The organism is Saccharothrix luteola, from assembly GCF_020859565.1.
Taxonomy (GTDB): domain Bacteria; phylum Actinomycetota; class Actinomycetes; order Mycobacteriales; family Pseudonocardiaceae; genus Actinosynnema; species Actinosynnema luteola.
Genome location: NZ_JAJHUO010000006.1, coordinates 91,027 through 103,559, shown reverse-complemented (window position 1 = coordinate 103,559; position 12,533 = coordinate 91,027). Strand labels below are relative to the sequence as shown.

The following is a 12,533-nucleotide window of genomic DNA, read 5'->3' as shown; positions in this document are numbered from 1 at the left end:
CGACCGACTTCCAGGCGACCGAGCCGCCGTCTGCGGAGCAGCGGCAATCAAGCGTTGGGGATCTTCTCGAAGGCCTTGGTGGCGAGCTTCAGCGCGATCTCGCACGGGTCGATCTCGTCGATCGGCGTCACGGTCGCCTGGAACGCCGGGGTGATCTCCTCCGGGTCGTCGGTCAGCATGACCAGCACCGTGCAGTCGCCGCCCTTCTCCTTCACCTCGTACGCGGTGTTGCCGCCGACCTCGATGGTCCGCGCCTCACCCTCGTACTCGGCGAACGTGACCATGAACAGCACGACGGAGAACGGGTCCTCCGTGCTCTGCACGCAGCCCTTCTCGCCGCCCTTCGACGCGCCGACGGCGGCGGCCACGTCCTCGGGCGTGAGGATGTCGCAGTCCTCGTAGCCCTCGGTCTTCTTCTTCGTCGTGATCTTCACGTCGCCGGACGGCTTGTCGGCCTCGGTGGTCTTCGGCGAGCCCGCCTTGCTGGACGTCTTGGGCGAGGACTCCTTGGTCGACGACGGCTTGCCGGACGCGCTCTTCTCGCCGGTCGACCCGCCCGCGGCGGCGACCGGGCTGCCCGCGACCGTGGTGGCGCAGGCCGACAGCCCGAGCGTGAGCGTCAAGGCCAGCACGGCGGTCAGGGCGGCAGGGACTCGTCGCAGGTGCATGTCTTCTCTGACCCCGTTCCGACGTGCGGGGTTCCATCCTCGATGGCCGCAATCCTGGCCCGCGTCGTCTCGGCAGACTCTAAGTCCACCCCGGTGGTCCGCACGCCCGGGGCGACCAACCTGTGATCACACCATCGCGCGCCCGGTGGGTTAGGTTGCCGACATGGGTAAGGGAGCCGCCGTTGTCTGGGACGAGTCCTTCCTCGGCTACGACCTGGGCGGGGACCACCCGCTCAACCCCGTCCGGCTCGACCTGACCGTCCGGCTGGCGACCGCGCTCGGCGTGCTGGACGGCGTGGGGCTCGTCAAGCCCGACCCGGCCACCGACGACGAGATCGAACGCGTGCACGAGCCGTCCTACCTCAACGCCGTGCAGGCCGCGCCGATGGCCGGCTGGGACGTCGGCCACGGCCTCGGCACCGCGGACAACCCGGTGTTCGCCCGCATGCACGAGGCGTCCGCGCTGGTCGTGGGCGGTTCGCTGGCCGCCGCGCGGAGGATCGCCTCGGGCGAGGCGGACCGGGCGGTGAACATCGCGGGCGGGCTGCACCACGCCATGCGCGACCACGCGGCCGGGTTCTGCGTCTACAACGACTGCGCCGTGGCCATCTCGTGGCTGCTGGACAACGGCTTCGACCGGATCGCCTACATCGACACCGACGTGCACCACGGCGACGGCGTGCAGGCCGCCTTCTACGACGACCCGCGCGTGCTCACCGTCTCGATCCACCAGCACCCCATGAGCCTCTGGCCAGGCACGGGACGGCCGGCGGAGGTGGGCGGCGTGGGTGCGGAGGGTGCCAGCGTGAACCTGGCCCTGCCGCCCGGCACCGGCGACCAGGGCTGGCTGCGCGCGTTCGAGGCCACCGTCCCGTCGCTGCTCGCGGCGTTCAGGCCGCAGCTGCTGGTCACGCAGTGCGGCGTGGACACGCACCGCGAGGACCCGCTGGCCGACCTCGCGCTCACCGTCGACGGTCACCGAGCCGTCTACCGCCGCCTGCGCGAGCTGGCCGAGCAGACCGCGAACGGCCGCTGGCTCGCGCTGGGCGGCGGCGGGTACGAGCTGCTGCGCGTCGTGCCGCGCAGCTGGACGCACCTGCTGGCCACCGTGCTGGACCGGGACGTCGACCCGGACACCCCGCTGCCCGCCGACTGGGTCGCCCACGCCTCGACCCTGGCGCCGAACTGGCCGCTGCCGTCCTCCATGACCGACGGCTCCGACACCGCGTTCGAGCGGTGGGGCGGTGAGCTCGACTCCCCGGTCGACCTGGCGGTCATGGAGACGCGGCGCGCGGTGTTCCCGCTGCACGGCCTGGACCCCGACGACCCGAGGGACTGACCGCCGTGGACCCGTTCGACTACCCGAGGCACTGGGAGGCCGACGTCGTGCTCAGCGACGGCGGCACGGTCCACCTGCGCCCGATCACGCCCGACGACGCCGAGAAGCTGCTCGCGTTCCACGGCAGGCTGTCCGAGCGGACCCGCTACTACCGCTACTTCGGCCCCTACCCGCGCATGCCCAAGCGCGACCTCGAACGCTTCAGCACGGTCGACCACGCCGACCGGGTCGCGTTCACCGCGCTGCTCGGCGACGACATCGTGGCCGTCGGCCGCTACGACCGGCTCGGCGGCACCGGCAGCGCCGAGGTCGCGTTCGTGGTCGAGGACGCCCACCAGGGCCGCGGCCTCGGCTCGATCCTGCTCGAACACCTCGCCGCCGCCGCGCGGGAACGCGGGCTGAGCCGGTTCACCGCCGAGGTGCTGGCGGAGAACGGCCAGATGGTGCGGATCTTCCGGGACGCGGGCTACGGCGTGAGCCGCGCGTTCGAGGAGGGCGTGGTGCACCTGGAGTTCGACATCGACCCGACCGAGGAGTCGGTGGAGGTGGCCCGCGCCCGCGAGCAGGCCGCCGAGGCGCGCAGCGTGCACAACCTGCTGCACCCGAAGTCGATCGCGGTGATCGGCGCGTCCACCGACCGGACCAAGATCGGTCACGCGGTGCTGACCCACCTGCTCACCGCCGATTTCGCCGGACCGGTCTACCCGGTGAACGCCGAGCATCGGTCGGTGCGCGGGGTGCGCGCCTACCCCTCGGTGCTGGAGATCCCCGACGACGTGGACCTCGCCGTCGTCGCGGTGCCGGCCGCAGGCGTGGACGAGGTGATGGACGCTTGCCTGGCCAAGGGCGTGAAAGCGCTGGTCGTGGTCACGTCCGGGTTCGGCGAGACGGGGCCGGGCGGGTTGAGCGCCGAGCGCAGGCTCGCCGCCGAGGCCCGCGCGCACGGCATGCGGGTGGTCGGTCCGAACGCGCTGGGCGTGCTGAACACCGACGCGGGCGTGCGCCTCAACGCGACCCTGGCGCCGGCGCTGCCGGCCCGCGGTCGCACGGGCTTCTTCTGCCAGTCCGGCGCGCTGGGCACCGCGATCCTGGCCACCGCCGCCGATCGGGGCCTGGGCCTGTCCACGTTCGTCTCCGCGGGCAACCGCTCGGACGTCTCCGGCAACGACCTGCTCCAGTACTGGGAGACCGACCCGGCCACCGACGTGGTGCTGCTGTACCTGGAGTCGTTCGGCAACCCCCGCAAGTTCGCCCGGCTGGCCCGCAGGCTCGGCCGCACCAAGCCGATCGTCGCGGTGAAGTCGGGCCGACACGCGGTGACGCCCGCGTTGGCGGCGACCTCGGTGCCGGTGGACGAGTCGAGCGTGCAGGCGCTGTTCGAGCAGGCCGGCGTGATCCGGGTGGAGTCGCTGGCGCAGCTGTTCGACACCGCGTTGCTGCTCGCGCACCAGCCACTGCCCGCCGGGCCGCGCGTCGCCGTGGTCGGCAACTCGACCGCGATCGGCCTGCTGGCCGCGGACACGGCGCTGGCACAGGGCCTGGAGCTGGCCGGCGAGCCGGTGGACGTCGGTGCGCAGGCCGGGCCGGAGGCGTTCGCCGCGGCGGTGCGGTCGGCGTTGGAGAACCCGGACGCGGACGCGCTGGTGGTCGTGTTCGTGCCGCCGCTGGCGGTGCCCGGCACGACGTTCGCCCGCGCGTTGCGCGAGGTCGTGGAGCAGGGCGGGCACGCCAAGCCGATCGCGTCGACGTTCCTGGCCGTGGAGGGCGTGCCGGCCGAGTTGGCGGTACCCGGTCCCGGTGGCGCGCCCGGACGGGGTTCCGTGCCGTCATACCCCAGTCCGGAGCGCGCTGTGCTCGCGTTGGCGCGTGTGACACGGTACGCGCGGTGGCGGGCCGCGCCGCAGGGCACGTTCGTCCGGCCCGAGGGCATCGACCCCGTCGCGGCGCAGGCCATCGTGGCGGCGCAGGCCGTCCACGGTGAACTGCCGCTCGACGACGACACGACCGTGCGGCTGCTCGCGTGCTACGGGGTGCGGGTCGTGCCGTTCCGAGTGGTGACCTCGGCCGACGAGGCGGTGCGGGCGGCGGGGGAGTTGGGCTACCCGGTGGCGATGAAGTCCACCGACGACCGGCTGCGGCACCGCACCGACCTGGTGGGCGTGCGGCTCGACCTGTCCGGCGAGGAGGCCGTGCGCACGGCGTACGGGATGCTGGCCGGGATGTCCGAGCGGCCGGACGTGTACGTGCAGCGCATGGCGCCCAAGGGGATCTCGTGCGTGCTGGGCCTCCAGGACGACCCGTCGTTCGGCACGCTGGTGTCGTTCGGGCTGTCGGGACTGGTCAGCGACCTGCTGGGGGACCGGGCCTACCGCGCGGTGCCGCTGACCGACGCGGACGCGGCGGCGCTGGTGCGCGCACCCAAGGCCGCGCCGCTGCTGGCGGGCTACCGGGGCGACGAGCCGGCGGACCTGGCCGCGTTGCAGGACCTGGTGCTGCGGCTCGCCGCGCTCGCCGAGGACCTGCCCGAGGTGCGGGAGCTGTCGTTGGAGCCCGTGCTGGCCAGTTCGGCGGGCGCCTACGTGAGCAGCGCCCGGGTGACGCTGGGCCCGCCGCCGTCGCGGCACGACACCGGTCCCAGGCGGCTGCGCTCACCCGGCGGCGCGCGTTAGCACGGTCACGGTCTCGATACCCAACCGTCACCCTTGACCGATCAGGTGTCCCCTATCTTCTCCTTGGCTATGGACCAAGTCCCTTGGGGCGCTTAGGTTTCCGGCAACCCGAGGAACCTCCCGAAAAGGGGAAGAATGGCTCTGGCACCGTTGCGCGCCCTGCTGGTGGCGTGTTCCGCCGCGCTTGTCCTCGCGTCGTGCTCCACCGGTGACGACACGACCGTCGCCGGCAAGGCGGACAGCTCCGACAAGCTGACCATCGCCGTGGCGTACGACCAACCGGGGCTCGGTGTGCGCCGTTTGGACGGCACCTACCGCGGCTTCGACATCGACGTGGCCCGTTACGTGGCGAAGGAGTTGGGGGTCGAGGAATCCGGCATCACGTTCACCGAGGCGACTCCCTCGGAACGGGAGAAGCTGCTCACCGAGGGCGCCGCGGACCTCGTCGTGTCCAGCTACTCGATCACCGACAAGCGCAAGGAGGTCATCGACTTCGTCGGACCGTACTTCGTGGCCGGGCAGGACCTGCTGGTCCGGTTGACCGATGATCGGATCACCGGACCGGAATCGCTCAACTCCGGCAACCTGAAGCTGTGCTCGGTGGCCAACACCACGTCGGCGCAGTACGTGAAAGACCGGTTCGCGCAGTCCGTGCAACTCGAGGAATATCCCAATTTCAGCGACTGCGTCACGGCGCTGCTGGCCGAGCAGGTGGACGCCATGACGACCGATGACGTGATCCTCGCCGGGTACGCCGCGCAGAACCCCGAGCTGCTGCGCGTGGTCAACCAGCCGTTCAGCAAGGAGGAGTACGGCATCGGCCTGCGCCGAGGCGACCCGACCAGCAAGGCGAAGGTGACCGCGGCCGTTCGGAAGATGATCGACTCCGGCGAGTGGCGCAAGTCGTTGGAGGCCAACGTGGGTGCTTCCGGTTACGCCATCCCGGATCCGCCGACGCTCGTCCCGTGATCTGCGACCCACCCCGTCAGCGGTCTGACCGGCCCGGATCGCACCGTAGGCTCGGCTGTGTGCATGCCTCGCATTACGTGCCCCAGTACCGCGCGGACGGGCCGGTCCGGGCCGGTATCCCCGAACACGGCCGCATCCCCCGCTACTACGCGGTGAAGACCGAACTGCTGTGGCTCGTCGACGCCCTCGGCGAGGGCACCGCGCTGCCGTCGGAGCGGGAGCTGGCCGAGCGGTTCTCGGTGTCGCGGGTGACGCTGCGCCAAGCCGTCGGGGAACTGGTGCTGGAGGGCAAGCTGCAACGACGGCAGGGCAGCGGCACGTACGTCGCGCCGCCCAAGCTGGTGCAGCCGCTGTCGCTGCTCAGCTACACCGAGGGCATGCGGCGGCAGGGCGTCGACGCGACGCGCAGCGTGATCACCGTCGAGCACCTGCCCGCGGACGAGGTGCTGGCGCGGGACCTGCGGATCGGGCGTGGCGACGAGGTGATCCACCTGGAGCGCGTGCTGCTGGCCGACGGCGAGCGGGTCGGCCTGGAGTCGACCTACCTGTCCGCGGCGCGGTTCCCGACGCTGCTGGAGGTGCTGGACCCGACCACGTCGCTGTACGCGTGCCTCAGTGACCGGCTGGGCGTGGTGTTCGCCGAGGCCGAGGAACGGGTGGAGACGGTCCTGGCGACGCCGCGCGAGGCGTTGCTCATCGGCACGAACCCGGCGCTGCCGATGCTGCTGCTGCACCGCGTGTCCCACGACGACGGCGGCGGGCCGATCGAGCGGGTCCGGTCGCTCTTCCGGGGCGACCGGTTCAGCTTCGTGGCGCGTTTGCGCGCGGAGTGAAGGTCACGTGACGGTAACCGTGGCGCCGACGGCTGGTCGGTCCACTTAGGACATAACAGTGGAATCGCGGACGTTCGCCGCCGGTCGGCGCGGACCGTTAGCGAATCTTTCCCGGAAACCGCCCATTGGCAGCAAGTTCTGCGTGCCTCTGCGGATGTACCGTTGTTGCCCTTGTATGTGAGTCCTCCTCACCCGCACGGTAGCGGGGGAAGCGGGGGTGGCGCCGTGACGTTCAAAGAGGAGTTCCTGACGGAGCTCGAGGACTGCCTGCGCGGGTACGGCGCGGTGCCGGTGATCAACCCGGACGCGCTGGCCCGGTTCATCGACTACGTCCGCCGACTGCCGGACGACGATTCGCGGCTGCGCTGCCTCGAAGGCGTCGACCAGGGCTCCGGCTCGTTCTGGAACAACCCGGCGGTGTGGTGGGAGCAGGTGCCCCGGTTCGGCATCGGGTCGTCGGACTGCTCCGAGCTGCTCGACCGGATGCTGGACGAGGCGATCAGCGACGAGATCGACGTGCTGGAGATGGAGATCCGGGAACTGCCCGGCTGAGGCGGGGCAGTTCCCGGGGGACGACGTGAAACACCCGTTGTGCACCTGGGTCGCCAGACGCACAACGGGGAGTCTTCACTCGTCGGCGGTCACACGGACAGCAAGCGGTCGAAGAACGCGCGGTAGCGCTTGAGGGCCTGCCGCAGTTCCTCGGTCTGCACCTGCTCGCCCTGCTGCCACTGCTCTTCCAAGGCGTGCTTGTGGTCGTTGAACGTGGTGGCCAGGGACTGCATCACCTGGGCGACCAGCTCGTCGGCCCGCTGCACGGCCTCGCGTGGGTCGTCCACGAAATCGGCCTGGAGTGCCCGCCACTCGGCCTGGTAGTCGGCCGCGTCGTCCGGGGTGAACAGCGGGGAGTCGCCGGGCGTCGTGTCGACCGCGGACGGCTCGACCGGCTCCTCGCGCCAGGCGGCCTGCTGGTCGGTGGCCGGCTCGACGTGCTCGCTCGCCTCGTCGCGCGCTGCCTCGTGCGTCGGCGAGCCGTAGGTGCTCCGGTCCTGTGTCGCCGAGTCGTACGTGGCCGAGTCGTCCGTCGCCGAGTCGTACGTGGCCGAATCGTCCGTCGGCGAGCCGTGCGCAGGCTGCGCGTTGTGCGGCACAGGCTCCCGGTCGAAGCGCTCCTGGTCGGTCAGGTTCGGCTCCGCGACGTCGCGGTCATCCGGGGTCTGCTCGACCGGCGTGCGCTCGGCGAAGTCCTCGGTGGTGAGGTGCTGACGTTGGTCGGTCATGACCGTGCCCCTTCCCGGTGGTCGCCCAGCAGGTCCTCGAACACGGTGCGGTAGTGGACCATCGCGGTGCGCAGGTCCTCGGTCGTCGCCTCGCCGCGCTCCTGGCGCTCGGTGATCGAGTGCGCGTTCCGGTAGTGCTCGAGGGTGCGGGAGTGCTCGACGGACAACAGCTTCTCGCGGCGCTCGTACCCCTCGGTGGGGTAGCCGCGTTCGGCCATCAGGTCGGTGACCAGGCGGTCCGCCTGGCCGACGGCCTCAGTGGGCTCGTCGACGAACCGCTCCTGGACCTGGGTCCAGTTGCGGGTGTAGTTGTCGCGCGTCGCCGGGTCCAACGTGCGCAGCTCGAGCTTCGAGTGCTCCCGTTCCCGCTCGGTGAGCTCGCGCTCCGCCGCCATGCGGCTACCGTTGTGCTCCAGCGCGCGCTCGTACTCCGGGCCGAACTTCGAACGCAACCTCTTGCGCTGCATGAGGAACTTCAGCAGCACCGCGATCGCGGCCAGTACGACCAGCACGACGACGATCACGCCGATGGTGGTACCGGTGGACATCTGCGCCTCCTCGGGCTCTCTTGTCCACCGGCTACCCCCCGTGCGGTCGATCTGAAACCTGTTCGGCTCTTGACAAACCCACGTCCGGCCGCTTGGCCTAGCGGGACACCGCCTTCCGGTACTGCCGGATCGCCAGCGGGACGAAGATCAGCAGGAACACGACCACCCAGATCAACGTCATCAGCACCGGGTGCTGCAACGGCCACGCCTTCGGCTCGGACGCCATCGGGTTGGTGTTGCCGAACAGCTCGCGGGCCGCCGCCGTCACCGCCGACACCGGGTTCCACTCGGCGAACGTCTTCAGCGGTCCGGGCAGGTTGTTCTCCTGCACGAACGTGTTCGCGACGAACGTCAGCGGGAAGATGGCGATGAACGAGGCGTTGTTGAACACCTCGGGGCTGCGCACCATGAGGCCGACGATCGCCATGCCCCACGACACCGCGTAGGCGAACAGCAGCAGCAGGGCGAACCCGGCCAGCGCCTCCAGCGGCGACGAGTGGATCCGCCAGCCGACGATCAGCCCGGTCACCGACATCACCAGGATGACGATGACGTTGTTCACCAGGTCGCTGGTGGTCCGCCCGATCAGCACCGCCGACCGCGCCATGGGCAGCGACCGGAACCGGTCGATCACGCCCTTCTGGATGTCCTCGGCCAGCCCGGCGCCGGTGATGGTCGCGCCGAACACCACGGTCTGCGCGAAGATCCCGGCCATCAGGAACTCGCGGTAGTCCATGCCCGGGATGGCGATCGAGCCGCCGAACACGTACGCGAACAACAGCACGAACATGATCGGCGACAACGTCGAGAACACGATCAGGTCCGGGACCCGCTTGATCTTGATCAGGTTGCGCTTGGCGACCACCGCGCCGTCGCCCAACGCCTGCGTGAACGCGCTCATGCTGACTGCTCCCCCTGCTTCTCGTCGGTGTCGGTCCCGCTCGCCGCGTGCCCGGTCAGCGTGAGGAACACGTCGTCCAGCGTCGGCCTGCGCAGGCCGATGTCGAGCACCTTGACCGACTCGGCGTCCAGCCTGCGCACACCGTCGACCAGCACGTCGGCGCCGCCCGACACCGGCACGGTCAGCCGGTGCCCGCGGTCGTCCACGGTGATCTCCGAGATCGCCAACGGCGTCAGCGCCGCCTTCGCCGTCTCCGCGTCCCGGGCCGAGCCGACGGTCAGCTCCAGCCGTTCGCCGCCCACCTGCGCCTTCAGCTCGTCCGCGGTGCCCAGCGCGATGACCCGGCCGTGGTCGATGACCGCGATCTCGTCCGCGAGCCGGTCGGCCTCCTCCAGGTACTGCGTGGTGAGCAGCAGCGTGGTGCCGCCCGCCACGAGTTCCGCGATGACGTCCCACATGCCGAGCCGGCTGCGGGGGTCCAGGCCCGTGGTCGGCTCGTCGAGGAACAGCACCCTCGGCTTGGCCACCAGCGCACCCGCCAGGTCGAGCCGCCGGCGCATGCCGCCCGAGTAGCCCTTCACCGGCCGGTCGGCCGCGTCCACCAGGTCGAACCGCTCCAGGAGCTCGCGCGCCCGTGCCCGGCTGGGCCGCTTGCCCAGGTGGTAGAGGCGGCCGACCATGTCGAGGTTCTCGAACCCGGTCAGGTTCTCGTCGACGGCCGCGTACTGGCCGGACAGCCCGATCCGGCGGCGCAGCTCCTTGGCGTCGGCGACGACGTCGAGGCCGGTGACCGTCGCCGTGCCCTCGTCGTGCTCCAGCAGCGTGGTGAGCACGCGCACCGTCGTCGTCTTGCCCGCGCCGTTCGGCCCGAGCAGGCCCATGACGGTCCCTTCCGGCACCACGAGGTCGAGGCCGTCGAGGGCGACCACCGACCCGTAGCGCTTGACCAGTCCTTCGGCCACGATTGCGTCTGCCATGCGGGCCATGATGGACCCGGGGTCCGACAATTTCAGGTCGATTTCGCGGACCGCGCTCGGAAGTCCCGTCGGAAGTGAGCTCTGTGGACGGTGCGGCCAGGGCATCCGGTCACGCGAGCAGCTGCGCGCGCAGTTCGTCGTCCCGCAGCACGGCCAGGGCCCACGGCGTGTCCTCGAAGACCCGCTCCGCACCGGGTGAGAGCGCCAGCCGCAGCATCGCCTGGCACACGTCGGCGAACGGCTGCCCCTGGACGGTCAGCACGGCCTCGCGCATCTCGGCCGCCGTGCCCAGCGCGCGCCCGGCCGTCCAGCGCGACAGGCACATCAGCACCACCCGCCTCGCGTGCACCCTGCCCTGGGTCAGGACAGGTCGGTTGAGCCCGCAAACATCTATGGTGGCCGCGCCCTTCTCCGTGCGCGCCACGTACACGCCCAGTGACAGCGTGAGCAGCAAGTGGTCGAACGGGTCCTCCGTCGTGGGGTCGACCAGCAGCGGCGTGCCGTCGTCCGCCACCGGGAACCGGTCACGCTTGAGGTTGCTGTTGCACGTCGAGCAGGCCAGCAGGTGGTTGAGCCAGTCGAACGTGCGCAGCGGGTTGAGCGACAGCGGCTCGAAGTGGTCGATGTCCGTGCCCTGGCTGTCACCGCAGTACATGCACCGCTGGTAGCCCGGCGCCATGCCCTCCAGCAGCCTCCGCAACGGCGCGTGCACGTTCCGCCGCACCACGGCGCGCTTCCACAGCGCGCGTGCCGTGCGGGTGGGGTGCGCGGCGTCCCCGATCTCCGCGGTCAGGTCGGGCAGCCGGTCGGCCAGCTCGGCGGGCAGCGCGGGCCGGACGAGCCGGATCACGTGCCGTCGCGTTCCAGCCGCGCGGACACCTCGCGCGTGCGCGCCACGGGCGAGCTGGTCAGCAGCGCCCGCAGCACCTCGTAGCGGCGCACCGCGTCGGCGTCGGCCGTGCCGCCGATCACCGCCACCTCCAGCTCCACCAGCTCGGCGCGCAGCTCCTGCGCGCGTTCGGAGTAGGGCGTGTCGAGGCCGAACAGCTCCGAGAGCACCGCGTCGTCGCCGCTGCCGTAGACGATCCGCTCGTGGAGGTCCTGGTCGACCACCCGCGGCGGTTCCTGCTGGTCCGGTCCGGGCAGCCGGATCAGCCCGCCGGGGTCGGCGGCCTGGCACAGGTACGGGCTGTGCGTGGTGACGACGAACTGGATGTTCGGGAAGTGCTCCTTGAGCCAGCCGCCGATCCGCTTCTGCCAGGACACGTGCAGGTGCGCGTCCACCTCGTCGATGATCACCACGCCGGGCGCGGTCAGCGCCAGGCCGTGCGCGGTGGGCGCGGTCTTCAGGTCGCCGTACGACTCGTGGATCTGCTTGATCAGGTCGACCACGAGCGCGGCGACGGTCCGGTAGCCGTCGCTCATCTCCCGCAGCGGGAACCGGTGCCCGCCGCTGACCACCCACAAGCCGTCGGAGTCGACGCCCTCGATCCGGTAGTCGTCGGGCAGCAGGCCGTCCGACAGCACGCCGAGCGCGACCGTCTTCAGCTCCTCCGCGCCCGGCCTGCGCTCCAGCGACCTCAGGTGCTGCTCGATCAGCCAGCCGACGCCCTCGGCCAGCGACGCGTCCTCGTGGAAGAGGCTCGCCAGCCGCGACACCGGGCCGTGGCTGAGCATCAGCCGCTGCGCCTCGCCCGCGCCGCCGACGAGCCGCCGGAACGGGCCGTACGCTGCGCAGAACCACCCGGTCGGATTGTCCTGCCAGGGTCCGCGCAGGGCGGCGGTCTTGCTGCCCTCCAGCTTCTCCTTCAGCGACGGCTGCAGGCCGCGGTGCGTCGGCCGGCTCTCCTCGTCCGGCATCGTCCAGCCGAGCCCGGCCCAGAGCCTGCCCTCCGGCGGGCGGCCCTTGCCGAACCGCTCGACCCGCCGGTCGTGGGTGAACTGGACCTGGACGACGCCCTCCCGCTGGCCGGCGGTGACCCAGTTCTCGAAGTCGGGCACCAGGTTGCGGGCCACCGCCGGACCGCTCACGGCCAGCGCGATCGCCCTGAGCAGCGAGGTCTTGCCGGACCCGTTGCGGCCCGCGATCACCGTCCAGCCGGGCGCGGTGAGCTTGAGATCCACTTCGCGGGCGCCGTGGAACCCCTTGACGTTCCGCAGCCGGACCTGCGAGATGTACATGTGGCCAGACTTTAGTCCGCGCCGATCACTCGTCCAGTTCGCCGGGCACGTCCTGCGACGTGCCCGGCGGGCGCCGGGGCCGCCACCGACGGCGAGTGACGGCAAGGGTGAATATGTACCTGTTAGACGCTCGATCGAGTGAACGCGAGCGGGCTGCGGAACAGCACT

The 12,533-nt window shown here is 71.1% G+C and carries 12 protein-coding genes; 5 read left to right on the top strand and 7 right to left on the bottom strand.

Translation table 11 applies throughout. The features are described from left to right. Window positions 1-47: 47 nt before the first annotated feature. The gene (locus tag LNK82_RS09905; RefSeq protein WP_230566635.1) at window positions 48-668 is read right to left on the bottom strand and encodes a DUF3558 family protein; all 621 of its coding nucleotides are present in this window, start codon (window positions 666-668) and stop codon (window positions 48-50) included. A gap of 163 nt (window positions 669-831) precedes the next feature. On the opposite strand from LNK82_RS09905, the gene LNK82_RS09900 reads away from it, so the two are divergent. The 5 genes from LNK82_RS09900 (at window position 832) to LNK82_RS09880 (ending at window position 7,030) form a co-directional block, all read left to right on the top strand. Beyond that, window positions 832-2,007, top strand: a complete 1,176-nt coding sequence (locus LNK82_RS09900) for an acetoin utilization protein AcuC (RefSeq protein WP_230566634.1) — start codon at window positions 832-834, stop codon at window positions 2,005-2,007. Between the two features lie 5 nt (window positions 2,008-2,012). Continuing rightward, complete coding sequence (locus tag LNK82_RS09895) at window positions 2,013-4,676, top strand: bifunctional acetate--CoA ligase family protein/GNAT family N-acetyltransferase (RefSeq protein WP_230566633.1); 2,664 nt, start codon at window positions 2,013-2,015, stop codon at window positions 4,674-4,676. Between the two features lie 135 nt (window positions 4,677-4,811). Then, a complete protein-coding gene (locus LNK82_RS09890; RefSeq protein WP_230566632.1) occupies window positions 4,812-5,645 on the top strand; it encodes a glutamate ABC transporter substrate-binding protein in 834 nt (277 codons plus the stop codon). A gap of 59 nt (window positions 5,646-5,704) precedes the next feature. Next, a complete protein-coding gene (locus LNK82_RS09885; protein ID WP_230566631.1) occupies window positions 5,705-6,478 on the top strand; it encodes a GntR family transcriptional regulator in 774 nt (257 codons plus the stop codon). 225 nt (window positions 6,479-6,703) lie between these two features. Then, window positions 6,704-7,030, top strand: a complete 327-nt coding sequence (locus LNK82_RS09880; RefSeq protein ID WP_230566630.1) for a hypothetical protein — start codon at window positions 6,704-6,706, stop codon at window positions 7,028-7,030. An 89-nt stretch (window positions 7,031-7,119) separates the two neighbouring features. Here LNK82_RS09880 and LNK82_RS09875 read toward each other — a convergent pair whose 3' ends face one another. The 6 genes from LNK82_RS09875 to LNK82_RS09850 all read right to left on the bottom strand — a co-directional run bounded on the left by LNK82_RS09875 (window position 7,120) and on the right by LNK82_RS09850 (window position 12,365). Further along, on the bottom strand, window positions 7,120-7,758 hold the full coding sequence (locus tag LNK82_RS09875; protein ID WP_230566629.1) for a hypothetical protein: 639 nt from the start codon (window positions 7,756-7,758) through the stop codon (window positions 7,120-7,122). Then, window positions 7,755-8,306, bottom strand: a complete 552-nt coding sequence (locus LNK82_RS09870) for a hypothetical protein (RefSeq protein WP_230566628.1) — start codon at window positions 8,304-8,306, stop codon at window positions 7,755-7,757. Before LNK82_RS09870 ends, LNK82_RS09875 begins: the two co-directional genes overlap by 4 nt. 97 nt (window positions 8,307-8,403) lie before the next feature. Then, window positions 8,404-9,207, bottom strand: a complete 804-nt coding sequence (locus LNK82_RS09865; RefSeq protein ID WP_230566627.1) for an ABC transporter permease — start codon at window positions 9,205-9,207, stop codon at window positions 8,404-8,406. Then, entirely contained in the window at window positions 9,204-10,184 is a 981-nt protein-coding gene (locus LNK82_RS09860; protein WP_230566626.1) for an ATP-binding cassette domain-containing protein, read from the bottom strand. The genes LNK82_RS09865 and LNK82_RS09860 overlap by 4 nt, the downstream gene beginning before the upstream one ends. 109 nt (window positions 10,185-10,293) lie before the next feature. After that, window positions 10,294-11,034, bottom strand: a complete 741-nt coding sequence (locus tag LNK82_RS09855) for an HNH endonuclease (protein ID WP_230566625.1) — start codon at window positions 11,032-11,034, stop codon at window positions 10,294-10,296. Continuing rightward, window positions 11,031-12,365, bottom strand: a complete 1,335-nt coding sequence (locus LNK82_RS09850; RefSeq protein WP_230566624.1) for an AAA family ATPase — start codon at window positions 12,363-12,365, stop codon at window positions 11,031-11,033. Before LNK82_RS09850 ends, LNK82_RS09855 begins: the two co-directional genes overlap by 4 nt. Window positions 12,366-12,533 lie beyond the last annotated feature (168 nt).

Bases quoted from the DNA above. Each gene is read 5' to 3' on its own strand.
- LNK82_RS09870 (WP_230566628.1), bottom strand. From the start codon at position 8,306: ATGTCCACCGGTACCACCATCGGCGTGATCGTCGTCGTGCTGGTCGTA.
- LNK82_RS09900 (WP_230566634.1), top strand. From the start codon at position 832: ATGGGTAAGGGAGCCGCCGTTGTCTGGGACGAGTCCTTCCTCGGCTAC.
- LNK82_RS09890 (WP_230566632.1), top strand. From the start codon at position 4,812: ATGGCTCTGGCACCGTTGCGCGCCCTGCTGGTGGCGTGTTCCGCCGCG.
- LNK82_RS09860 (WP_230566626.1), bottom strand. From the start codon at position 10,184: ATGGCAGACGCAATCGTGGCCGAAGGACTGGTCAAGCGCTACGGGTCG.
- LNK82_RS09905 (WP_230566635.1), bottom strand. From the start codon at position 668: ATGCACCTGCGACGAGTCCCTGCCGCCCTGACCGCCGTGCTGGCCTTG.
- LNK82_RS09875 (WP_230566629.1), bottom strand. From the start codon at position 7,758: ATGACCGACCAACGTCAGCACCTCACCACCGAGGACTTCGCCGAGCGC.
- LNK82_RS09865 (WP_230566627.1), bottom strand. From the start codon at position 9,207: ATGAGCGCGTTCACGCAGGCGTTGGGCGACGGCGCGGTGGTCGCCAAG.
- LNK82_RS09850 (WP_230566624.1), bottom strand. From the start codon at position 12,365: ATGTACATCTCGCAGGTCCGGCTGCGGAACGTCAAGGGGTTCCACGGC.